Source organism: Nocardia sp. NPDC050413 (genome assembly GCF_040655475.1).
GTDB lineage: Bacteria > Actinomycetota > Actinomycetes > Mycobacteriales > Mycobacteriaceae > Nocardia > Nocardia coubleae.
Map to the genome: position 1 here is coordinate 137,234 of NZ_JBFAJZ010000012.1, position 23,427 is coordinate 160,660.

General features: G+C 69.3%; 21 protein-coding genes. 5 read left to right on the plus strand and 16 right to left on the minus strand.

The window, feature by feature from the left end; all coding sequences use genetic code 11:
- Positions 1-18 precede the first annotated feature (18 nt).
- From AB0I19_RS24595 to AB0I19_RS24630, 8 genes are all read right to left on the minus strand, one after another.
- The gene (locus tag AB0I19_RS24595) at positions 19-1,146 is read right to left on the minus strand and encodes a histidinol-phosphate transaminase (RefSeq protein ID WP_357151500.1); all 1,128 of its coding nucleotides are present in this window, start codon (positions 1,144-1,146) and stop codon (positions 19-21) included.
- The gene (gene hisD / locus AB0I19_RS24600; RefSeq protein ID WP_067644779.1) at positions 1,143-2,480 is read right to left on the minus strand and encodes a histidinol dehydrogenase; all 1,338 of its coding nucleotides are present in this window, start codon (positions 2,478-2,480) and stop codon (positions 1,143-1,145) included. The genes AB0I19_RS24595 and hisD overlap by 4 nt, the downstream gene beginning before the upstream one ends.
- Before the next feature lie 143 nt (positions 2,481-2,623).
- Positions 2,624-4,225, minus strand: coding sequence for a serine/threonine-protein kinase (locus AB0I19_RS24605; RefSeq protein ID WP_084457573.1), 1,602 nt, complete (start codon positions 4,223-4,225; stop codon positions 2,624-2,626).
- 88 nt (positions 4,226-4,313) lie between these two features.
- Positions 4,314-6,053 carry a penicillin-binding transpeptidase domain-containing protein gene (locus tag AB0I19_RS24610; RefSeq protein WP_357151501.1) on the minus strand — a complete coding sequence of 580 codons (1,740 nt, stop codon included), beginning with the start codon at positions 6,051-6,053 and terminating at the stop codon, positions 4,314-4,316.
- Between the two features lie 46 nt (positions 6,054-6,099).
- Positions 6,100-8,175, minus strand: a complete 2,076-nt coding sequence (locus tag AB0I19_RS24615; RefSeq protein ID WP_357151502.1) for an acyltransferase family protein — start codon at positions 8,173-8,175, stop codon at positions 6,100-6,102.
- 128 nt (positions 8,176-8,303) lie between these two features.
- Complete coding sequence (locus AB0I19_RS24620) at positions 8,304-9,161, minus strand: arylamine N-acetyltransferase (protein WP_357151503.1); 858 nt, start codon at positions 9,159-9,161, stop codon at positions 8,304-8,306.
- Between the two features lie 151 nt (positions 9,162-9,312).
- Positions 9,313-10,302: a TAXI family TRAP transporter solute-binding subunit gene (locus tag AB0I19_RS24625; RefSeq protein WP_357151505.1), complete on the minus strand. Its 990-nt coding sequence runs from the start codon at positions 10,300-10,302 to the stop codon at positions 9,313-9,315.
- 41 nt (positions 10,303-10,343) lie between these two features.
- Positions 10,344-12,467, minus strand: coding sequence for a TRAP transporter fused permease subunit (locus AB0I19_RS24630; RefSeq protein ID WP_357151507.1), 2,124 nt, complete (start codon positions 12,465-12,467; stop codon positions 10,344-10,346).
- Between the two features lie 120 nt (positions 12,468-12,587).
- Between AB0I19_RS24630 and AB0I19_RS24635 the strand changes: the two genes are divergently transcribed.
- From AB0I19_RS24635 to AB0I19_RS24645, 3 genes are all read left to right on the plus strand, one after another.
- Positions 12,588-13,760 carry a winged helix DNA-binding domain-containing protein gene (locus tag AB0I19_RS24635; RefSeq protein WP_357151509.1) on the plus strand — a complete coding sequence of 391 codons (1,173 nt, stop codon included), beginning with the start codon at positions 12,588-12,590 and terminating at the stop codon, positions 13,758-13,760.
- 162 nt (positions 13,761-13,922) lie between these two features.
- A complete protein-coding gene (locus tag AB0I19_RS24640; RefSeq protein ID WP_357151511.1) occupies positions 13,923-14,123 on the plus strand; it encodes a helix-turn-helix domain-containing protein in 201 nt (66 codons plus the stop codon).
- Entirely contained in the window at positions 14,120-15,313 is a 1,194-nt protein-coding gene (locus AB0I19_RS24645) for a HipA domain-containing protein (RefSeq protein WP_357151513.1), read from the plus strand. The genes AB0I19_RS24640 and AB0I19_RS24645 overlap by 4 nt, the downstream gene beginning before the upstream one ends.
- A 42-nt stretch (positions 15,314-15,355) precedes the next feature.
- Here the strand turns inward: AB0I19_RS24645 and nadC are convergent, their stop codons facing one another.
- The 3 genes from nadC to nadA form a co-directional block, all read right to left on the minus strand.
- On the minus strand, positions 15,356-16,216 hold the full coding sequence (gene nadC, locus AB0I19_RS24650; RefSeq protein WP_357151515.1) for a carboxylating nicotinate-nucleotide diphosphorylase: 861 nt from the start codon (positions 16,214-16,216) through the stop codon (positions 15,356-15,358).
- Between the two features lie 202 nt (positions 16,217-16,418).
- On the minus strand, positions 16,419-18,137 hold the full coding sequence (locus AB0I19_RS24655; RefSeq protein ID WP_357151517.1) for an L-aspartate oxidase: 1,719 nt from the start codon (positions 18,135-18,137) through the stop codon (positions 16,419-16,421).
- A gap of 32 nt (positions 18,138-18,169) precedes the next feature.
- Complete coding sequence (gene nadA, locus AB0I19_RS24660; RefSeq protein WP_067498729.1) at positions 18,170-19,207, minus strand: quinolinate synthase NadA; 1,038 nt, start codon at positions 19,205-19,207, stop codon at positions 18,170-18,172.
- A gap of 78 nt (positions 19,208-19,285) precedes the next feature.
- Between nadA and AB0I19_RS24665 the strand changes: the two genes are divergently transcribed.
- Positions 19,286-20,002 carry an NUDIX domain-containing protein gene (locus AB0I19_RS24665; RefSeq protein ID WP_067498728.1) on the plus strand — a complete coding sequence of 239 codons (717 nt, stop codon included), beginning with the start codon at positions 19,286-19,288 and terminating at the stop codon, positions 20,000-20,002.
- Between the two features lie 58 nt (positions 20,003-20,060).
- Positions 20,061-20,552, plus strand: coding sequence for a nitroreductase/quinone reductase family protein (locus AB0I19_RS24670; protein ID WP_357151519.1), 492 nt, complete (start codon positions 20,061-20,063; stop codon positions 20,550-20,552).
- Between the two features lie 3 nt (positions 20,553-20,555).
- On the opposite strand, the gene AB0I19_RS24675 is transcribed toward AB0I19_RS24670, so the two are convergent.
- The 5 genes from AB0I19_RS24675 to bioB all read right to left on the minus strand — a co-directional run bounded on the left by AB0I19_RS24675 (position 20,556) and on the right by bioB (position 23,348).
- Entirely contained in the window at positions 20,556-20,717 is a 162-nt protein-coding gene (locus AB0I19_RS24675; protein ID WP_357151521.1) for a hypothetical protein, read from the minus strand.
- 90 nt (positions 20,718-20,807) lie between these two features.
- Positions 20,808-21,341 carry a DUF1353 domain-containing protein gene (locus tag AB0I19_RS24680; protein WP_357151523.1) on the minus strand — a complete coding sequence of 178 codons (534 nt, stop codon included), beginning with the start codon at positions 21,339-21,341 and terminating at the stop codon, positions 20,808-20,810.
- Positions 21,342-21,411: 70 nt separating this feature from the next.
- Complete coding sequence (locus AB0I19_RS24685) at positions 21,412-22,056, minus strand: DUF2567 domain-containing protein (RefSeq protein WP_357151525.1); 645 nt, start codon at positions 22,054-22,056, stop codon at positions 21,412-21,414.
- Positions 22,057-22,064: 8 nt separating this feature from the next.
- A complete protein-coding gene (locus tag AB0I19_RS24690) occupies positions 22,065-22,274 on the minus strand; it encodes a hypothetical protein (protein ID WP_357151527.1) in 210 nt (69 codons plus the stop codon).
- A gap of 60 nt (positions 22,275-22,334) precedes the next feature.
- Positions 22,335-23,348 (minus strand): biotin synthase BioB, encoded by a 1,014-nt coding sequence (gene bioB, locus AB0I19_RS24695; RefSeq protein ID WP_067498720.1) that lies wholly within the window; start codon positions 23,346-23,348, stop codon positions 22,335-22,337.
- Positions 23,349-23,427 lie beyond the last annotated feature (79 nt).

Below are 23,427 nucleotides of genomic sequence, written 5' to 3' on the forward strand. Positions count from 1 at the left end.
GTCTGTTTCTCCACGCTTTTAGTGAGTGAGGTCGGTGGCGGCGATATCGCGGCTCACGCGCAGGAACTCGTCGTTCTCCGCGGCGAGCCCGATGGTGGCGCGCAGGTAGCCGGGAATGCCGACATCGCGGATGAGTACCCCGGCGTCGAGGTAGTGCTGCCAGGCGCGGGCCGCGTCGGTGAACCGGCCGAACAGCACGAAATTGGCGTCGCTGGGGATCACCTGGAACCCGAACGAGGCGAGCGCCGCGGCGACCCGATCGCGCTGGGACGCCAATTCGGCCACACTGGCGAGTGTTTCGTCGGCGTGGCGCAGGGCGGCACGAGCGGCGGCCTGGGTGACCACCGACAGGTGATACGGCAGCCGGACGAGCAGGATCGCGTCGATCACGGCGGGCGAGGCCGCCAGGTAACCGAGGCGCCCACCGGCGAAGGCGAACGCCTTGCTCATCGTGCGGGTGACGACCAGTTTGGTCGGGTACCGGTCGATCAGGGTGATCGCGCTCGGCGCGGCCGAGAACTCCCCGTACGCCTCGTCCACCACCACGATGCCCGGCGCGGTGTCGAGCACCCGCTCGAGGTCGTCGATCGGGACGCTGTGCCCGGTCGGATTGTTCGGGCTGGTCACGAACACCACGTCGGGACGGCGTTCGGCGATCTGCGCGACGGCGTAGTCGATGTCGAGGGAGAAGTCGCTGCCGCGCGCGGCCTCGAGCCATTCGGTGTCGATGCCCTCGGAGATGATCGGGTGCATCGAATACGACGGCACGAAACCCAGTGCGCTGCGGCCCGGTCCACCGAAGGCCTGCAACAGCTGCTGAAGGATCTCGTTGGACCCGTTGGCCGCCCACACATTGCTGGTGTCGACGGCGACTCCGGTCTGGCGGGTCAGGTACTCGGCCAGGTCGTGGCGCAGCGCGACCGCGTCCCGATCCGGGTAGCGGTGCAGGTCGGCGGCGGCGGCCCGCACCGACTCGGCGACATCGTCGACGAGCGCACGGCTCGGCGGGTGCGGGTTCTCGTTGGTGTTGAGCTGCACCGGCACCGTCAATTGCGGTGCGCCGTACGGAGATTTGCCACGCAGGTTGTCGCGCAACGGCAGCTGGTCGAGGGTCGCCGAGGCTCCGGGCACGGTGGGAGTGCTCATGACAACGCCTCGAACCGCGCCTGCACAGCCTGACCGTGCGCAGGCAGATCCTCGGCGTTGGCCAGCGCCACCACGTGTCCGGCGACATCCTTGAGCGCCGCCTCGGTGTATTCCACGATGTGGATGCCACGCAGGAAGGTCTGCACACTCAACCCCGAGGAGTGCCGCGCACAGCCCGCGGTCGGCAGCACGTGATTGGACCCGGCGCAGTAGTCGCCGAGACTCACCGGCGCCCACGGACCGACGAAGATCGCGCCCGCGCTGCGCACCCGCGCGGCCACGGCCGACGCGTCGGCGGTCTGGATCTCGAGGTGTTCGGCGGCGTAGGCGTCGACCACGCGAAGGCCCTGGGCGATGTCGTCGACGAGCACGATCCCGGACTGCTTGCCGCTCAACGCTTCCCGCACCCGGTCGTGGTGCTTCACCACGGCCAGCTGGGCATTGACGGCGGCATCGACCGCGTCGGCGAGGGCGACGGAATCGGTGACGAGCACGCTGGCGGCGAGCACATCATGCTCTGCCTGGCTGATCAGGTCGGCGGCCACGTGCACCGGGTCGGCGGTGGCGTCGGCCAGCACGGCGATCTCGGTGGGACCCGCCTCGGCATCGATACCGACCAGGCCACGGCACAGCCGCTTGGCGGCGGTGACATAGATATTGCCCGGACCGGTGATGAGGTCGACCGGTTCCAGCGCGGCGCCGTCGGTGTCGGTGCCGCCGTAGGACAGCAGCGCCACGGCCTGCGCGCCGCCGACGGCCCACACCTCGTCGACACCGAGCAGCGCGGCGGCCGCCAGGATCGTCGGGTGCGGCAGCCCACCGAACTGCGCCTGCGGCGGCGAGGACACCACCAGCGATTCCACGCCCGCGGCCTGCGCCGGGACAACGTTCATCACGACCGACGACGGGTACACGGCGTTACCACCGGGCACGTACAGGCCGACCCGTTCGACCGGCACCCACTTCTCGGTGACGGTGCCGCCGGGCACCACCTCGGTGACCGAGTCGGTGCGGCGCTGATCGGCGTGCACCTTCCTGGTCCGCTCGATGGCGACCTCGAGCGCGGCGCGCACGGCGGGGTCGAGGGCGTCGAGGGCTTTGCCCAGCTCGGCGACCGGTACCCGGACCGCGCTCGGGCGGACACCGTCGAACTTCTCGCTGTAGTCCAGCGCGGCTTCGGCGCCCCGGTCGCGGATGTCTTCGACGACCGGCCGCACATGATGCAGCACCGAGTCGACGTCGACCCCTCCGCGCGGCAGCGCGGTGCGCAGCTCGGCGGCGGAGGGAGTACGACCGCGCAGATCGACGCGGGCGAGCTCGATGCGGGGAGTCATATCGGAGTGCGGTCCTGTTCTGTGCGTGGCATCAGGTCAGGTACCAGCCTAATGGGCGGCAACCACCGGTTTTCCGCCACATCCTCCTCGCGCGCCGATCCGCCCGTGTGTATCGGGCGGACCAGCGGTTTTCGGCGGCTGAGCTAGCGGGTGTCGCCGTCGATGCGTAGGTTGCCGTTGTAGTTCACCACGCGCATGACCATGGACTTGGTCTGGCCGTCGATGGTGATGCTGGCCAGGCGCATATCGGTCGAACCGTCGGCGTTGTTGCCGCTGACGGCGGTGATGCTGGTGAAGCTGGTGATGACGCGCGAATTCCAGTACTGCCGGAACTCGGCCTCGCTGCCGTACACCTGCTGCGCGGCGGGCGTGAGCATCGACCACGACCCGGCGGGATCGCTGAAGAAGTTCTCCACCAGCAGACCGGCCGACCCGATGTTCACGGTGCCGGTATTGGGCGCCTGACCCAGCGCGGGGATCGCCGAGGTCGTCGTCGGCGCGACGGCGGCCTGGGCCGTCGTCGTCGAATTCGCCTGCACCTGAGGCGAATCGGAGTCCGACCCACTCATGGCACTGATCGCGACGGCGATCGCGGCGATCACCGCACCCACACCCGAGCCGATCAGCACCGCACGACCCTTGCCCGGCTGCTTGCGGGGCGCGGGGGCCGGCTGGGCCTGGGTGGGCGGATGCGCGGCGGTGTCGTAGCGCGGCTGCGGGCGCGGCTGCGAACGGATCTGACGGGTCGCCGCGCTGGACGCACCCGCGTGCGAGGCACGCCTGCCGCCGGACTGCCGGATCACCTGCGTGGTGGCCGCCGAATTGCGGCGGCCGTACGCCTCGCTGGCGGGGACGAATCCCGCGGGCACCGCGTCGGCGTCGTCGGCGAAGGCGGCCAGCGCGTCGCGGGCCTCGGTCATCGTCGGACGATCGAGCGGTTCCGGGTTGAGCAGGTCGAGCAGGAAATCGGTGGCCGGACCGGCATTGTGCGGTTCGCGCACCTGGCCGTTGGCGGCCGCATAGAGCACGGCGAGCGGGTTGGCGTTGGCGCCGTAGGGCGGTTCGCCTTCCAGCGCGTGGAACAGGGTGGCGCCGAGGGCGAACACGTCGGCGGCCGGTGTCGGGTCGGCGCCGCGCGCCACTTCGGGCGCCAGGTACGCGGCGGTGCCGCAGATGAGGCCGGTCTCGGTGAGGGTCACATCGCCCGCGGCCCGCGAGATGCCGAAGTCGGTGATCTTCACCTCACCGTGCTCGCCGAGCAGGATGTTGCCCGGCTTCACGTCGCGGTGCACGAGCCCGGCCTGGTGGGCGGCGATCAGCGAGGACGCCACCTGCTCACCGATGCGGGCCACCTCGAGCAGCGGCAGCGGGCCCTTCTGGCCCAGTTCCGCGGCGAGGCTCACCGACTTCAGGTATTCCATCACCAGGCACGGATCACCGTTGTGCTCGGTGATGTCGAAAACGACGATGGCATTGGGATGCTGGAAGCGTGCCGCGTTGCGAGCTTCGCGAATCGCACGCTGGCGCAGCACATCTCGCTCGGCCTCGGGCAGGCTCGGCTTGATGTGGATCTGCTTCACCGCAACCGAGCGTTGGAGGCGTTCGTCGACAGCGCGCCATACAACGCCTGTGCCGCCGCTACCAATACGCTCGACCAGGCGGTAATGCTCCGCGATCTTCTGACCGGTATCGATGGCGCCTACTCCGAACCTTCTCGAAATTGTGACATCCCGCGTATTGACCATGGGTATGGCCCGCCGACGAGTGTAGCTCGACTGGTGGTGACCGCGTGCGGCAGCGGGGGGATTGCACGCCTGCGGAGAGTGAGATGGCTCATCGTGTCACACGAAGCATCCTGCCCGCCGACTCGACCGCCGGTCCGGAGCTGCCCGCGTCGGCGACGAACACCGCGAAGGCGAGGTCGCCGCGGATTCCGACGAACCACCCGTGTGCGTGTTCGTCGTCGAGGTACTCGGCGGTGCCGGTCTTGCCGAGCAGGCCGGGGATGTCGCGCAGGGCGGTGGCGGTTCCGGCGCTCACGGTCTCGGCCATCATGGCTTCCACCTGCGATGTCACCGCGGCGGGCACCGGTTCGGTCCGGCGGTCGGCGGTGCCCGGACGGCCCACGATCACCGAGGGGGTCGGTGCGGTTCCGTGGGCGAGCGAGGCGGCGACGAGCGCCATCCCGAACGGTGACGCGGTGACCGTGCCCTGTCCGATGCTCGCCTCCACCTGCTGCGCCGGATTCTGCGCGGCGGGAACTTTCCCGGTGACTGTCGTCAAGCCGGGTGTCACATAGTCCACGCCGAGACCGAGCTGCGCGGCCGCCTGGGTGAGCCCGTCGGCGGGCAGGCGCACACCGAGCTGCGCCATCGTCGTATTGCAGGACCGGGCGAAGGCGGTGTGCAGCGGCACGTCACCGAGGTCGAAACCGTCGTCGTTGGGGATGGTTCGGCCCTCGATGGTGGCGCGGCCGGGGCACGGCAGGACGGTGTCGGCGGTGACGCCGCCCGCCTGCAACGCGGCCGACACGGTGACGGTCTTGAACGTCGAACCGGGCGGGTAGAGCCCGGTGAGCGCGATGGGGCCCTGCGCGTCGGCGGGTGCGTTCTGCGCGACGGCGAGCACCTCGCCCGTCGAGGGCCGCAGCGCCACGATGGCGGCGGGTGTCGGCACGGGCGCCAGCGCGCCTTCGGCGGCGTTCTGCAGGTCGATGTCGAGGGTGGTGGCGATGTCGGTGGTCGCGGTGGCGTCGGGACCGGCGATGCGCTGGGTCCCCGAGGGGGTGTGGGCGCGTACCGCCCAGCCCGCCGCGTCGTCGGCCTGGTGCTGCCACAGTTCGGTCAGTCCGGCCAGAGTCGGTGCCGCGAGGGTCTTGTCGACGGTCAGCAGCCTCGGCTGAGGTGCGAGGGTCACGCCGCGCAACCCGGTCAGCGTGTCACGAACCGGTGCGATGTCGGCCTCGCGCAGGGCGACCGCGGTGATCGGTTTGCCTTGGGCCGCATCGAGATCCGTTCTCAGGGTGGCCTCGGTGACGCCGTGCGGCGCGAGCGCGGCGGCCACGGCGGGCAGGTCGGCGTCCGGGGCGACGGTCACCAGGGTCACCACCTGCTCGGTCATCAACTCACCACCGCTCGCGTCTAGTACGCGTGCGGGTTTCGGCGGTACGGGGCTGTAGCTGAGCGGGCCGAGGTCGAGGCCGGGCGCCACGGTGGCGGGGTTCCAGTCGATCGTCCAGTCGTTCTCGTCGGCCGTTCCGGTGCTGGTGTAGGTCCATTCGTCCTGACCGCCCGTGCCGAGTTTCCAGGTGGATTCGAGGGTGAAGCTCGACTCGTCGGTGGCGCTCACCCGCACGGTGTCGTTCTTGCCGAGGTTCTCGAACAGGGTGGTGAGCGTCTGGCGGGCCTGGTCGGGCGCGTCGGTGAGGGCCGCGGCGGCCGCCGCGTCACCGCTGCTCAGGGCCTTCGCGAAGGCCTCGGCGACCGTCTGTGGCTGGTCCGGTCCGGACGAACACGCGACGGGCACGACAGCGAGCGCGACGAGCAGGACCGATGCCTTGCGGGGTATGCGCACCGGTCCGAGGGTAGCCGGACCCGCGGCGTGCGTGGTGATCTCGCTCTCACCACCAGCCGGTGACGGCGGCGATCTGGCGGCCGAGTTCGGGGGCGAGGGACCGGGCGTAACTGGCGGTGAGGTGGTGTTCGTCGCGATAGATCAGCACATTGCCCTCGACGACCCGGCAGCGTTGCGGGCGGCACACGGCATCGGAGAGATCGAGCAGGTAGATGTTCGGGTAGCCGGCGGCCGGTTCGGCGGCCGGGTCGACCGCGTCGAGCGCCTCGGCGCGGTCCATCCCGCAACTGTCGGGGTCGCCGCGATGGGCCAGACAGTCCGGGGCCCGGTAGAACACGCCGTCGCGTCGCAGCCGCGGCGTGTCGCGCAGGGCGAGCACATTGAGCCCGCGATCCTGCAGCGCCGACCACACCTCGAGGTATTCGCCGGGCACCTCGTCGCCCGGTGCGTCCTGGCGGTAGCGGGTCGACAGCGTCACCACCCAGTCCGGTTGCTCGGCGGCCAGCCGGTCGAGCACTTCCACCGACCATTCGTGACATTCGGGGAAGGGCCATTCGGCGTAGGACGGCTCGTCGACCAGCACCAGCGGGCACCCTTCCTTGAGGTAGGACACCACCCGGAAGCCGTGTTCGGCGCCGAGCACCTCGAGTGCGGGCAACCAGTGTTCGGAATGGGAGCCGCCGACGAGCGCGATCGAGCGGGTGGCGTCGGGGTCGCCGTAGACGCAGGTGCGGACCTCGCGGTTGGGCGTGATGCACCCGTCGGTGGTCGGCGACGGGGTGTCGACGTGACCTTCGAACACGGTGGGACGCATGGGAGCTTTGGGGAATTCGGCGCCGGAGAGCAGCGCGGTTGCTCCCGGGTAGCGCAGGCTGTCGAGGTTTTCCGGCGGCACGGCCGGGTTGGCGAGCAGCACCATCTGCCAGCCGAGGGCCGAGGCGAGCACGGCGACGGTGAGCGCGCCGACGAGCGTCCCGGTGGCCCGGTGCGGCGGTGTCTCCTGCCCGCGCGGCCCCATCCGCAGGGGTGCCTCGATCCAGCGCGCGGTGGCGTAGGCGGGGATCAGCGAGACACCGATCACCACCAGGCCGTCGACGACACCGGCGTCGGTCCGCCCGGTCTCGCCCAGGTAGAAGATGAGAATCGGCCAGTGCCACAGGTACAGCGGATAGGCCATCGCGCCCAGTTCGGTGCACACCCGTCCCGACAGCAGGCGGGTCGCGGTGCCCGGTGTCGTGCCCGATCCGAATCCGGCGGCGATCACCAGGCAGGCGGCGGTCACCGGCCACAGGGCGGCGACGCCGGGAAACTGGGTGGCGCCGTCGAAGAGCGGACCGCACGCGAAAACCATGAGGAGCCCGACCGCAGCCGCCAGGCCGCGCAGCCGGGACGGCAGGCGCAGCCAGGGCGCGGCGACGGCGAGTACAGCGCCCGCGAGCAGTTCCCACCCGCGCGCGAGACTGTCGTAATAGGTCCAGGCCTGATGGTGGCCGGTGCCGGCCGCGGCGTACCAGAACGAGAGCAACCCGATTCCGGTCAGCGCCGCGATGAGCGTCGCCCGGTCGGCCCTGCCCCGGCGGCGCAACCATGCCCAACCGGCCAGGAGCGCGAAGATCACCAGATAGAACTGTCCCTGCACCGACATCGACCACAGGTGTTGCAGCGGGCTCACGGTCGGGTCGGGCGCGGTGTAGTCGAGTTCGGCGACGGCCAGATACCAGTTCTGGACGTAGAACATCGAGGCGAGAGTCTGTGCGGCGGTTTCGCCGAGCAGGGTGTAGGGCCGCAGGGTGATCGTCGCGACCGCGATCGCCGCGAGGACGACGACCAGCGCGGGGGTGAGCCTGCGCAGGGTCCGGCGCGCGGTGTCGGTGGCGGCTACCCGGCCGCTGCGTTCCACCCCGCGCACGATCGCGCCGGTGAAGAAGAAACCCGAGAGGACGAGGAACACGTCGACGCCACCGGAGACCCGGCCCGCCCACACGTGGAACGCCACGACCAGGGCGATCGCCACGCCGCGCAGCCCGTCCAGGTCCGACCGCCAGCCGGGCCGGGCGGCGGCCCCGCTCGAACGGACCCCCTGCTCCGGCTGACCCGGCAACGCGACATGAACCTTCGGCACGAACGACCCCACTGATTCGGACCCCACCGCAGCGATCGGGGTTTGTTTCCCGGCAAGTAACCATCAATTTGCCGTAGCGACACGGTGGAAGCAAACTGCCGAGCCGTGTCGGTGGGACCGAAATCAGCTCAGTTGGTGCGCCAGGGTGTGGTGACGAGCACGTCCGCGTCGGCGGGTTCCAGTTCGATGTCGAAGACGTCGGTCAGCACCTTCGGCAGGTCGGTGGCAGCGATCTCGCGGCTTTCGCTGGTGCCGTCGGGGTATTCGGTCACCAGGGTGAGGTCGTCGAGCACGTGGTGGACGTCGGGTCGGAAGCGCTGCAGGAACGGCCGGGTGGTGAACGGTGAGTGTGGCGAGGTCGACACGAAGTGGTTCCCCACCGCGAAGTCGATACGGTACTGCGGGTTCTCGGTGAAGGTGTAGCGATCGATCCAGCCGTCACGGCCGAACTGGTAGAGCACCCACAGGTTGTCGCGGCGCTCGAGCCGGAAGCGCCAGTCGCCCACCGTGAATTCGCCCGAGCTGTCGGCCAATTCGAACGGTGCGAGCGGGCCGGCACCGAACCCGACATCGCAGATCCAGACCCGGTCGTCGTCTGGAGCGGTGACGCGGAGCAGAGCGTGGGTGGCGGGCCGGATCGCCCCCGTGGCCAGCGAACCGAAGGTCACCCGGCCGCTCAGGCCGCGCACCTCGAAGCCGAGGCGTTCCAGCGCGGCGGCGAAGAGTCCGGCGTTCTCGTAGCAGTATCCGCCGCGAGCGTGCCGGACCAGTTTGTCCTGCAGGGATTTCAGGTCGAGCGGGATGCCGCGGCCGAGGATGATCTCGAGGTTTTCGAAGGGAATGGTTGTGGTGTGGGCGCGTACGAGGGCGTGCAGGGTGTCGACCGAGGCCGTGCGCGGCCCGTCGTAGCCGATCCGGGCCAGATAGGCGTCCAGATCGAGCTCCTCGCCCAGCCAGCGTTCGTCGCGTGCCACGGCCTCGGTCATCGCATCCTCGTTTCGGTCGGCGTCTGTTTCGCACAACCGAGCCTCGCCACGGGTTGTTCCCGCACAGCACACGGTCCCCGTCACCCCCGGTAGCCGAGGGTGGCGGGGACCGTGGCACCCGCGTGTCGGGCGCGGGTGGCGGCGGGCGACGTCAGCGCAGGGCTACCTCCGAGCCGCGGTGCAGCTGTACCGGCGCGGTCTTGCTCGCGGTGTCGGCATTGATTCCCTTGGCGGCCGGATTCGCCTGCTCGAGTTGGGGTTTACGGTCGAGCAGGGTCTTGGTGAGGACGCAGGCCAGGTTCGCGTCGAGATCGTCGCGGACCACGAGCAGGTTGGGCACGACCACGGTCGGCACGTCGGCGCTCAGGCCGTAGGTGGCGGCCGGAATCGAGCCCGCCTCGTAGACGGGGTTGATCTCCTTCAGCTTCGGCAGTGCCCCCGTGATGTCGAGGAACCTGACCTTGTCCTTCGCGGTGGTGAACAGGTCGGTGATGCCGGGCGTCGGCAGGCCGCCCGACCAGAACATGGCGTCGATCGAGCCGTCCTTGAGACCGTCGACGGTCTTGGTGAGGTCGAGGCGCTGGGCGGAGATGTCGGTGTCGGGGTTGAGACCCGACGCCTGCAGGACGCGCTGGGCGATCACCTCGGTGCCCGATTTGGGCGAGCCGGTGGAGACCCGCTTGCCGCGCAGGTCGGCCAGGGAGTTGATGCCCGCGTCGGCGCGCACGATCACCTGGGTGTAGTTGTCGTAGAGCCGGGCCAGCGCGCGCACCGGCTGGACGCTGGTGAAGCTGCCCTTGCCCTGCACGGCGTCGGCGGCGGAGTCGGCCAGCGAGAAGCCGACCTGGTAGGTGCCGCCGACCACCTGCTGGATGTTCTGCACCGAGGCGCCGGTCTCGGCCGCGGTGGCCTTGACCTTGCCGTCGGTGGCGGCCGAGATCTGTTCGGCGTAGGCGTTGCCGAGCGCGAAGTACACGCCGGTCGCATTGCCGGTGGCGATGCCGATTCTGGTGTCCTGCTTCACTTCACAGCTCACCTCGCCGCCGCTGTCCGCCGTCGGCGAGTCCTGTCGGCCGCCGCAGCCGGTGAGCAGGGCGGCGGCGGTGCTCGCCGCGACAACGATGCCAAGTGTTCTGATCATGACGACCTCTCTCCTCGACGGCGGCGCCGCCTGCTGACCGATCACGGTGTGCCCGTGGCTTTTCGATGACGCACGCGTTCGACGACCCCCGCCGCTGCGGCGACTACGAGCACACCGAGCCCGATCGCCGTCGCCGTCGGATGCGGGTACAGCAGCGTGAGACCGGCGGCGCCCGCGAGCACGCGCGGCACCGCCCCCACCGCGCCGATGCCGAGGATCCAGCCGCCGGTCGCGGCCGCCAGCGCCGCGACGCCGACGCACGCGGCCGCGGTCACCCACAGCACGTCGAGCAGCGCGCCACGGCCGAGCAGGTGCTGCCCGGAATCGGTGAGCACGAACATCAGCGGCACGAGGAACGCGGGCAGCGCGTAGCGCAGCGCCGACCACATGGTCGGCATGGCCTTCGCCCCGGTGACGGCGGCGGCGCCGACGGCGGCGAGCGCGGTCGGCGGGGTCACCTCCGAGAGCACCGAGAAGTAGAAGACGAACATGGCGGCGGCGGGCGCGGCGACGTGCAGGTCGAGCAGGGCGGGGCCGATGATGACCCAGCCGATCACGAACGACGCCGTCACCGGAACCGCGAGACCGAGCAGCGACAACGCGATCGCGGCGAGCAGCGCGGTGGTGGCGAGCACGACGGCGGGGTCGTCGGAGAGCACCGAGCCTGCCCGCACCAGCAGCGAGGCGAGCTGGGCGCCGAGGCCGGTTTTGGTGGTCATCGCGGTGATCACACCCGCTGCGGCACATACGGCGACGACCGGCAGCGCCGAGCGCATTCCGAGTGAGAGCGCGCGAAGGGCTTCGAACGCGAACCGCAGCAGTGTTTTTCGCGTCCAGACGCCAGTGGTGGCCGCCTGCTTCGTCGCCGTTGCGCCTGAGGACGATACGACTCCGGTCGCCTCGCGAGCTCGCAGCATCCGGTCCGGCACGGCCAGGATCAAGGCGAGCGCCGTGGCGTAGACGACGGCACGGGTCGCGCTCACGCCGGCGAGCAGCAGCACCACGATGACGATCAGCGACGAGAAGTGATACCCGAAGCGTCCCAGCAGTTTCCACCACGGAGTCGGCAGCGGGCCGTCGGCGAGATCGGCCGGGGCCCGGCCTTCCGCATGGATGCGACGGGCGTCGATCTCCACCGACAGCAGGATGCCGAGGTAGTACAGCAGGGTCGGGATGAGCGCCCAGCCGAGGACGGTCACATACGACACGTCGAGGTACTCGGCGACGATGAACGCCGCAACCCCGAGCGTAGGCGGTGACAGGATCGCGCCAACACCCGCCGCCGCGAGCATGCCGCCCGCCTGTTCCGGCCGGTACCCCGCTCGCTTCAGGATCGGCCAGGTGACCGCACCGGTACTCACCGCCGTGGCCGTGCCCGACCCGGACACGGTGCCGAGCAGGAATCCCGACGCCACCGCCGTTCGCCCGGCCGCACTGTGCGAGCGACGGAACAGCGACACCGACAGGTCGACGAAGAACCTTGCAGCGCCGGAGAATTCGAGTACCGCGCCGTACAGGGTGAACAGCACGATGTAGCTGGCCGCTACGTCGAGCGGGGTGCCGTAGAACCCGCTGCCGGAGTTGTACAGCGCGTCGACGATCTGGTCGACGTCCAGCCCGGCATGCGCGATGGCCCAGTCCTGCGGCAGCAGCCCGCCGTAGTAGCCGTAGGCCAGGAACACCAGGCACACGATCGGCAGGATGACACCGGTCGTGCGCCTGCATGCCTCGAGCACGAGGACAAGCAGCAACCCACCCATCGCCACATCGAGTGGAGCGAGCATGCCCTGACGGTCGAGGAAGGCGTTGTAGCCGCCGCCGGCGTCACCGAAGGTCACCGGCAGGATCGGATACAGGCACACCACCAGGGCGATCGCCGCGAGCACCCAGTCGAGCACCGAGGGCGCGTCGGCCCGGTCGAGCCTGCCCCACCAGGACCGATAGCTCAGATACACCAGCGGCAAGGCGATCCCGAGGAACACCACCAGGTAGTACTGGCTGCCCTGGGCCAGCGGCCGGAACACCTGCCAGATCGACAGCAGCGCCACCGCGAGCGCGACGATCCCGACCAGCCTGGCCGGGAATCCCGACAGGGACCGTGCGGGCCGTTCCTCGTCGTCCACGCCCAGCTCAGCCGCGGTGACAACGGGTGGCGCAACGCTCATGTGCGGACGATAGCAACGGGATTCGGGCGTCGGAGCGAAAACGGTGACCGGGCGGTCTGCACAAAATGGACACTAAGCGGGCGGGCGTTTCTGTCGGTGGCCCCGCCTAGGATGCCGCGCATGGTCTCGATCGATAGCGCGCAGCGGCGGGCCCGCCTGGCGATCCGGCATCGCCTCGCTCCCTCCGCCCGGTCCACCGACCCGGTCGACATCGCCCGGTCGATGGTCGTCCTGCACGCCACCGACCCCGCGACGGTGTTCCTGTCGGTCGGCGCGCGCGGTATCGACCTCACCCCGGCGGATGTGGAGAAGGCGCTCTACGCCGACCGCACCCTACTGCGTCTGCTCGCCATGCGCCGCACCATGTTCGTCGCCCCCACCGAGCTGCTCCCGGTCCTGCAAGCCTCCACCTGCGACGCGCTCGCCCGCAAGCAGCGCCGCGCCTACGGCCGCTATCTCGAGCAGGCCGGGATCGACGACGTCGACGCCTGGTTGCGCGAGGTGGAGGCCGAGACCCACGCGGCGCTGCTGGCGCGCGGCGCGGCCACCGGCGCGCAGCTGGGCAAGGACGTCCCCCGGCTGCAGACCAAGATCGATACCGCGCCCGGCAAGTCGTATTCCAAGCCCACGAGCATCACCACCTGGGTCCTGGTGATCCTCGGCGCCGAGGGCCGCATCGTCCGCGGCCGCCCCAACGGCGGCTGGACGAGCAGCCAGTACACCTGGTCCCCGGTGGAAACCTGGCTCCCCCAAGGCTTTACACCGATGCCCGCCGACGATGCCCGCACCGAACTGGTCCGCCGGTGGCTCTACGCCTTCGGCCCCGCCCCCGTCAGCGACCTGAAGTGGTGGACCGGCTGGACTCTCGCCGAGGTCCGAAAGGCCCTGTCCCCCTTGGACACCACCGAAGTCGATCTCGACGGCACCCCCGGCATCATCCTGTCCGACGACCTCGCCCCTGTCCTCACCCCCGAGCCCTGGGCAGCCCTGCTCCCCGCCCTCGACCCCACCCCCATGGGCTGGCAGTCCCGCAACTGGTTCCTCGGCCCGCACGCCCCCGCCCTCTTCGACACCAACGGCAACATCGGCCCCTCCATCTGGGCCGACGGCCGCATCGTCGGCGGCTGGGCCCAACGCCCCGACGGCGAAGTAGTCACCCGCCTCCTGGAAGACGTCTCCCCCGAAACCCGAAAACTCATCGACACCGAAATCGACCGCACCACCACTTGGTTCGGCACCACCCGCGCCATCCCCCGCTTCCGCACCCCACTCCAACGCGAACTCACGGCCTGACAGCCTGTCCATCCGGCAATATCCTGCCGATTTGCTGCATCATGTTGACGAATACAGCCGAAATCTGCGAATTCGGCAGAATATTGCCGATTACCTGGTGCCGAGCGTATGCTTCGGAGCGAGACGATCATTTCGGCAACATTCTGCCGATCGGAGGCGATGGTGGGCACACTCGAAGACATCGGCGGGAAGATCCGGGCGGAGCGGCGACGTCATCGACTGACCCAGGAGGAACTCGCCGAGATTGCGGCAACTTCCACCCGCACGGTTCGCGATATCGAACACGGCCGCGGTTCGACCAGTATCGGAACGGTCGCCGCGGTGGCCGACGCTGTGGGACTGGCATTGACGGTGGTGCCGTGACCGATTTCGAAGCATTGCGCAGAGCCCGCAGCGCGGACGTCTACAAAGCGGGCCGTCTCGCCGCCAGGATCAGCAGGACGGCCGACGGAGGCACCGAATTTCGCTACGAACCCGACTACTCCGGTGATCCGCTCGCCTCTACCTTGCCTCTTCACACCGCACCGGTTGTCAGCGGATCGGGGTCCGTTCCGCCGTTCTTCGCAGGACTCCTGCCCGAGGGCCACCGCTTGACCGTGCTTCGCCGCGCGGTGAAGACGAGCGCCGACGACGAGCTCAGCCTGCTCCTGGCCGTGGGGGCGGACGCACCCGGTGACGTTCAGGTGTTTCCCCACGGCACAGACCCGATAGACGTTCCAGCGCTCGTCGACTGCATGTCGCCCGGAGAGCTCGAATTCGGCCGTCTGATCGATCATGTCGACCGGCAGGCCATCCCCGGCGTCCAGAACAAGGCCAGCGCGTCCATGATCAGCGCACCGATTGCAGCCGGCTTCGGTCGGTTCATCCTGAAACTCCCACAGCCGGAGTACCCCTACCTGATCGAGAACGAGGCCACGCACCTGTCCGCGGCTCGCGCATTGAAACTCGCAGTCGCCGATTGGGATCTTGTGCACGACAAAGCGGGGCAATCAGGCTTGCTCGTCCGCCGCTTCGACCGCCTTCGCGAGGGAGATACCTGGCGCCGCCTCGCGTTCGAAGACGCCACCCAGCTGCTGGGTATGCCGCCGTCCGCCAAATACAATGTCGACGCGGTCCAGGTTGTCGCAGCCGTCACCGGTGTAGTGCGCACCCCGCTCCTCGCGGCACGAAACCTCTACCTACAGTTCCTGTTCGCCTGGTTGACAGGCAACGGCGACCTGCACGCGAAGAATGTCGGCGTCCTTCAGGACAGCGAGGGCCGCTGGGATATCGCGCCTATCTACGACATTCCCTGCACCTTGATCTACGACGACGAATCCATGGCACTGCCGATCGCCGGTCGGACCAAGGGCTTACGCGCCCGGCACTGGGCAGATTTCGCCACGGAGATCGGTCTGCCGGCCAAAGCCTCGGCTTCGGCGCAACGACTCGCGCTCCGCGCGGCTGCTGCGGTGGATCTTGACCGGATTCCCTTCACCGGTTCACCGCTGAACCGAGCGCGCCGCGAGCTGCGCCTACGTCGCGGCGAGCTCGAGCAAGCGCTCGGCTCGTAGCACTGGCAGAGCTCCGCCGAGCGCCTCGGCGCTGGTGGCAGCTCACATATCCAAACCCAGGTCGAGAACGCGCACGGAGTGGGTGAGGGCGCCGATGGCGAGGTAGTCGACGCCGGTGCTCGCGTAGTCGGCGGCCTGGTCGAGGGAGAGGCCGCCCGAGGATTCGAGTTTCGTGTCGGGGGCGGTCGCGTCGCGGCGCTGGACGGCGGCCTGGGTCTGCCAGAGGGGGAAGTTGTCGAGCAGGACGAGTTCGACGTTCTCGGCCAGGACGGCGTCGAGCTGTTCGAGGCTGTCGACCTCGACCTCACAGGCGATGTCGGGTGCCAGTTCCCGGACCGCGCGCAGGGCCTCGACGACCGAGCCCGCCGCGACGACATGGTTGTCCTTGATGAGCGCGGCATCGCCCAAGCCCATGCGGTGGTTGACTCCCCCACCCACACGGACGGCGTACTTCTGCAGTGCGCGCAGGCCAGGCAGGGTTTTGCGGCTGTCGCGGATCTGGCACCGCGTGCCCTCCACCGCGTCCACCCAGGCCGCGGTGGCGGTGGCGATGCCGGACAGGTGGCAGACCAGGTTGAGCATGGTTCGCTCGGCGGTGAGCAGGCCACGCGTCGGCGCGACGATGCTCAGCACGCTGGTGCCAGGCTCCACCCGGGTCCCGTCGGCCACCCGGCCGGTGATCTCGTAGGTGCCCGCGCCGAGCACTTCGTCGAGCACGAGCAGACCGACCTCGATACCCGCCACGGTGCCGTGCTGGCGCGAAACCACCGACGCCTTGCTCACGGCGTCGGCGGGCACGGTCGCCATCGTGGTGACATCGGGTCCGTATCGCAGGTCCTCGTCGAGGGCGGTGCGAATCAGGGCCAGCAGTTCGTCCTGGTCCAACGCGGCATCGAGAGTCATTGCTGCACTCCTGTTCTCGGGGCGCACCTCGCGCCGGGTCGAGCGGGAGGTCGTCGCCTCACCAATTAATCGGGGTACTACAGGTTTTCGCCGGGCCGCCCGAGTGAGCGGCCGCCGACGAGGGGCCGTCGACGGATCGGCCTGCGTGAGACCGTCGACGACCTCCCCGCACTGCGGTTGCCATCGGAACGGCCGACGACGCTCATCGCACGCAAACCACCGCGGTAGCTGCCGGCATAGCCGACACATCGAAACCACCGCGCGGATCGAGGCGGACGATCGTGCTGTGCCGCTGGGCGTCGACCGCATCGGGGTGATCCGAGCGGGTGTGACACCCTCGGCTCTCGGCGCGCACCGCCGCCGCACGCAACAACGCCCGAGCGGTGACGGTCAACGCCGCGTCCTCGACATACCGCAGATGTCGCGCCCACACGGACACGGATTCGCCGGCGTCCCCGAAAGCCACACCGGGCTCGGACTGCATCACCCCGCGAGAGTCGGTCAGCCCGGCCGCACCGGGTACCGACACCACGTCGGAAGCAGGCGGCCGCCCCTCACCGGAACCGGGATCCGGCACCGTCACGGTTCCGATCTCCGCCTCGATGCGCTCGAGCGCGTGCGCCAGACCGTCCCCGTCGCGGACCACCGAGGCATGTTCGGTCATCGCCTGCTGTACAACCGCCCGCTCGGCGAATTCGGCTGTCCACGAACCGATCTCCGTGATCCGCGCGCGCACCCCGAGGCGTTCGGCGGCGGCCGCGCCCGCACGTTCACCGACCACGAGCCCCTCGAGCAGACTGTTGGACGCCAACCGGTTCGCCCCGTGCAGCCCGGTCCGGGCGACCTCACCCGCCGCGTACAACCCGGGCACTGCAGTGCGCCCGTACGTATCGGTCGATACTCCGCCGCACTGGTAATGCGCGGCGGGCGCGACCGGAATCAGCTGTTGGGCCGGGTCGATACCCGCGGCCAGGCAGGATGCGGTGATCGTCGGGAACCGCTGCGCGAAACCGGGGAGATGACGCGCGTCGAGGAACACGTGATCGGTACCGAGCGCCCGCATCCGCGCCGCGATCGCCCGCGAAACCACGTCACGCGGTGCGAGATCACCGCGAGGATGCACCCCGGCGGTCACCGAATCACCGTGGGAGTCAACGAGTTTCGCGCCCTCGCCGCGCACGGCCTCACTGATCAGCGGCCGCCGTCCGACCCCACCCGGTGTGAAGAGCACCGTCGGATGGAACTGCACGAATTCGAGATCGGCCACCGCCGCTCCCGCCCACAGCGCCAGCGCCACCCCGTCACCGGTGGCTCCGGGCGGATTGGTGCTCGCGGCATAGAGCTGCCCGAGCCCACCGGTGGCCAGCAGCACCGCGGGTGTGTGCACCACGCCGAAACCGTTGTCCGACACGGCGACAACACCACACACACCCTCCGGACCGGTCACCACACGTAGCGCGGCTGCACCGAAGAGCACCGGCAGCCCGGCGGCATTGAGCGCTCGCTGCACCTCCGCGCCGGTGGCGTCACCACCGGCGTGAATGATGCGCCGCGTGCTGTGCCCACCCTCGCGGGTCCGCGAGATCTGACCGTCACGGCCGAGGTCGAAGACCGCGCCCAGATCGGTCAGCGCAGCGATCGCCGCCTGCCCGCCCTCGACGATCGAGCGCACCGCGTCGATATCGCACAGCCCGGCACCGGCCTCGACCGTGTCGTGCACATGCGAGTCGACCGAATCACCTTGCGGCGCTACAACAGCGATGCCGCCCTGCGCGTACTGGGTGGAGGTGTCGGTGGGGCCGCCCTTGCTGAGGGTGAGCACCCGCAGGCCGCGCAGCGAGGCGGTGCGGGCCGCCGTGAGCCCGGCGACGCCACCGCCGATCACCACCAGGTCGGCCTCGGCCTCCCACGAGACGTTCATGATCGTCTATCCGCTCGATCGCGCGGGGGAGATCACTCCCCACCGCCGGGATTGCCGATCGCGATCATCCGCTGCACCGACGCGCGACCGGCCTCGGCCATCGCCGGGTCGACGTGCACCTCGTCGGCGTTCTCCACCAGGCAGCGCAGCAGCGCGGCGGGGGTGATCATCTTCATGTACTTGCAGGAGGCGCGGTCGTTCACGGCCTGGAAGTCGATGCCGGGCGCGGCCTTGCGCAGCTGGTGCAGCATGCCGACCTCGGTCGCTACCAGCACCTGGTTCGACGTGGAGGCCTTGGCCGCGTCGATCATGCCGCCGGTCGAGAGGATGTGCACCCGCTCGGCCGGGAAAGCGCCCTCACCCGCGAGGTAGAGCGCCGAGGTGGCGCAGCCGCACTCGGGGTGCACGAACAGTTCGGCGTCGGGGTGGGTGCGGGCCTGTTCGGTGAGTTCGTCACCGTTGATGCCCGCGTGCACGTGGCATTCACCGGCCCAGATGTGCATGTTCTCGCGGCCGGTGACCCGCTTGACGTGCGCGCCCAGGAACTGGTCGGGCAGGAACAGCACCTCGGTGTCCGGGTCGATCGAGGCGACCACGTCGACGGCGTTGGACGACGTGCAGCAGATGTCGGTGAGCGCCTTCACCTCGGCCGTGGTGTTCACGTACGACACCACCATCGCGCCCGGGTGCTCGGCCTTCCAGGCGCGCAGTTCCTCGGCGGAGATGGAGTCGGCCAGCGAGCAGCCCGCGCGCTGGTCCGGGATGAGCACGGTCTTGGCCGGGCTGAGAATCTTGGCGGTCTCGGCCATGAAGTGCACACCGCAGAACACGATGGTGTCCTCCGGCGCCTCGGCCGCGATCCGCGAGAGGGCGAGCGAGTCGCCGACGTGGTCGGCCACGTCCTGGATCTCGGGCAGCTGGTAGTTGTGCGCCAGGATGGTGGCGTTGCGCTCGCGCGCCAGCCGCCGCACCTCCTTCGCCCACTCCGGCGTCGCTTCGACACCCGCGTATCCGCCGGGTCCGTCGAAGACCGAACCCATCAGCGTCGGCTGCGTAGTCGTCGTCGCCATGGTGGCTCCCTTCCTCGTGCGAGCGGCATCCGCGCCACGATTCGCACCAAACCAGGTTTTCGACTTAGAATCGAAAACGTGCCCCATAGTAACACCATCCACGAATCGCTCACCGCGGTGTTCCAGGTTCGCCGCTTCGGCTCCGACGTTTCCGCAGGTAGAAACGGTAAGCACCCCGAGCTGGCGGTCTTGCTGTGGGAACGCGCGCTCGATCCGCAGAAGGGAACGTGGTCGCTGCCCGGCGGCAGGCTGCGCGACGACGAAGATCTCGACACCTCGGCCAGGCGCCAGCTCGCGGAGAAGGTCGACGTGCGCGAACTGGCCCACCTCGAGCAGCTGTCGGTGTTCAGCGCGCCCGATCGCGTGCCCGCCCCACGCCGCATCGCCTCGGCGTATCTGGGTCTGGTCCCGCTGACCACGGAACCCGAACTACCCGCCGACACCACCTGGCACCCGGTGTCGAACCTGCCGGACATGTCTTTCGACCACCGCACCGTCGTCGACCATGCCCGTACCCGGTTGGCCGCCAAACTCTCCTACACCAATATCGCCTTCGCCCTGGCCCCCGACACCTTCACCATGTCGACGCTGCGCGAAATCTACTGTGCCGCACTGGGATACGACGTGGACACCACCAACCTCCAGCGCGTCCTCACCCGCCGCAAGGTCATCACCCCCACCGGCGCGACGGCACCCTCCGGCCGCGCGGGTGGTCGCCCCGCGGCCCTCTACCGCTTCACCGACTCGGGCCTGCGCGTCACCGACGAATTCGCCGCCCTTCGCCCACCCACCTGACCTCGGCGAACGTTGTCGGCGGCCCGAACTTGTCGGTGGTCGCTGTCACACTGCTCGCATGGACAACAACGCGGCGGATACGAAAAAAGTCACCTCCTACGACGATCCGGATGCCCCCTGGAACAAGGAGTTCTCGGCCGAGGAGATGACCGGCTGGAACGACGATGTCATCACCGAGTTCCGGGAGAACGGTGGCCAGGTGGGTGGTGACTATGCGGGCGCAACCTTGCTGTTGCTCACGACCACGGGCGCGAAAAGCGGTAAGCCCCATGTGGTTCCGCTCGGCGCGCTGTATCGGGGCGATGTGCTGTATGTGAGTTCGTTCATCGAGGACCGGTACCCGGCCTGGTACCACAACGCCAAGGCGAACCCGAGTGTGACGATCGAGCTCGGTGGGGAGAAGTTCCAAGCCAGGGCCGACGTGCTCACCGGCGAGCGGTACGACGAGTTCGCCGCCTGGGCGCTCACCGAGAACCCCCTGCTCGCCGACTACCAGTCCAAGGTGGACAAGCCGCTGCCGCTGGTGGTGCTGACCCGCGAAACCGCGTAGCCGTCAGGATTCGTAGCGCCGATCACGGTGCTTGGTGGAGCGTCGATAGGTGCGGCCACTCGGCACCGCGGTCGCCGCGGACGAGCTGCGCAGCGCGTGGCGCTTGCGCCAAGCTGCCAGGTCGGGCCGCTCGGCGGGTGGTGCCTGCTTGTCTTCGGTCTTCATGTCCAGGTCCTCCCCCGAAAATTCGTCGTCCCCAGGGTAGGCAGCGGGTCCGACGGATTCCACCGATTTTCCGGCCCGCACGGACGTGGGTCAGGCCGTTTTCATCTGAGGCGCGGGCGGCGGAACCTCGCTGCGGGTGGCGACCCGGCCGACTGCCCAGAAGAGCAGCTCCACGAACCAGAACACCACGAGTGCGGTGGTCACCACCACGACCGGGACGGCGAGGAACAGCACCGAGGGCACGGCGATCAGGAACCAGCCGAGGACATCGCCCGCGGTTGCCCCACGCAGGCGCGAACCGAATCGCACTGCGGCCCACATCATCCAGCGACGCGGCACCGATACACCGGCTTCCCGAAGGCTGCGCCGGAACAGTCCGTCGGCATCCGCCGGCCCGACTTCACCTGTGCGGCACAGATAGTCGTGCAGGATCGCCGCGCGGGTGTAGGCGCCGTAGCGGGGTATGAGCCAGACGAGCGCACGGGGCACCGAGGCGAAGTCGGTGCGGAATCCCGCGGGCACGGTGAAAGTTTCGACCGCACCTCGATAGGTGAGCGGCTGGGTGAGCCGCCAGAATTTCGCATCGATCCCCTCGACGACGGGACCACCACCGATGAATGCCACGACTGCTCCTCTCGAGCCGCGCGCAGTCTCTCTACCTGCCGATATGCCGATGGTAGCGCGGTGGGAAGGCTCAGCCCCGAGGTTGCGAACTCGGGTCGAAATCGCCGCTGGGCCGATACTGTTCGGCTCCGTAGGGCAGGCGATAGTCTTCTTCGTCGTCGTCGAAATCGGCGGGGCGCAGATCGCCGAGCAGCCCCACCGCTCCCGACCCGAGATCGGCGGCGGGATGCAGGGCAGCGAGGAACAGCAGCACGAGCGCGGCGAGGAACGGTTGCACGAGCAGCGCCATGTCCGTACCGATTTCGGCGGGCAGGGCGATGATCTGACCGACGGGCGGGTCATCGGGACGCGGATACCGCAGGCCCGCAACCCATTCCCCCGTCCACATCATGATCGCCGCCCCGAGCGCCGAGGCGAACAGCAGGCCGAGCACGAGCGCGGGCCCACGCACGATCCGCACCCGCCAGGCCGCGATCGTGGTGAGCACCGCAACCGCCGCACCGATACAGAGGAACATGCCGACGGCGTCGAACAGATGCATGCTCTCCCCGGTGAGCACCGCGGCCCGGCCGGGCTGGGTCACCCGCAACCGTTCGGTCGGCGCGAGCAGACCCCACACCACACCGGCAGCAGCACTCACCGCGAGGACGGCGACGATCACGGCACCGACGCCGATCACCTCGCGGCGCAGCACCTGCGGCCGTGGCTCGCTCACCGCGTCCACTACCGGCGTTCCAGCTGGGCCGATTCGATGACGCCGTGCCGCGAGCACTTGGCCCACCAGCCGTCCGGGCTGATCTGCACGACCATCCGGCGCCCGCACTGCTCACAGAACCGTGGTGGTTCCAGCCCGAGCGCGGCGGCCGCGGGCATCGCGTCGTCGAGCCCTGGCACGATCCGCTTGCCCGTGAACGGGTTGTAGCGTTCGTCCATGGCGGTCACCTCCTCGGTCGCCGTCTCGGCCCTGGTCGATTCCCGATCGTACACAGCGATTTACAGCGTTTCGTTGAGCGCCTTGATCGGCATCTTCAGTTCGCCGAGCAGGTCGAGGTCGGATTCGGCCGGTCGGCCGAGGGTGGTCAGGTAGTTGCCGACGATCACCGCGTTGATGCCGCCGAGCATGCCCTGCTTGGCGCCGAGGTCGCCGAGGGTGATCTCGCGACCGCCCGCGAACCGCAGGATGGTGCGCGGCAGCGCGAGCCGGAACGCGGCGATGGCGCGTAGCGCGTCGGCGGCGGGCAGCACCTCGAGGTCGCCGAAGGGGGTGCCGGGGCGGGGGTTGAGGAAGTTCAGCGGCACCTCGTCGGGCTCGAGCGAGGCGAGCTGCGCGGCGAATTCGGCGCGCTGCTCGATGGTCTCGCCCATGCCGAGGATGCCGCCGCAGCACACCTCCATGCCGGCTTCACGGACCATGCGCAGGGTGTCCCAGCGCTCCTCGTAGGTGTGGGTGGTGACGACCTTCGGGAAGTGCGACTTCGCGGTCTCGAGGTTGTGGTTGTAGCGGTGCACGCCCATGGCGGCGAGCTGGTCGACCTGCTCCTGGTTGAGCATGCCGAGCGAGCACGCCACCTGGATGTCGACCTCGTTGCGGATGGCCTCGACGCCTGCGGCGACCTGCGCCATCAGCCGCTCGTCGGGCCCGCGCACGGCGGCGACGATGCAGAACTCGGTGGCGCCGGTCTTGGCGGTCTGCTTGGCGGCCTCGACGAGGCTGGGGATGTCGAGCCAGGCGGCGCGCACGGGCGACTGGAACAGGCCCGACTGCGAGCAGAAGTGGCAGTCCTCGGGGCAGCCGCCGGTCTTGAGGCTGATGATGCCCTCGACCTCGACCTCGGGCCCGCACCACTTCATGCGGACCTCGTGGGCCAGCTCGAGCAGGGCTTCGAGCTGGTCGTCGCCCAGGCGCAGCACCTCGACGGTCTGTTCCTCGGTGAGGCCGACGCCGCGCTCGAGCACCTGCTCACGGGCGATGGCGAGAATGTCGGTACGGACGGGTGCCTGCGTCACGACGTGATGTCCCTTCGTCGGGGGCGTGCACGCGCCGCTGGTGATGGTGGTGGCCGTGCAACTTGAACGGTGTTCAGGA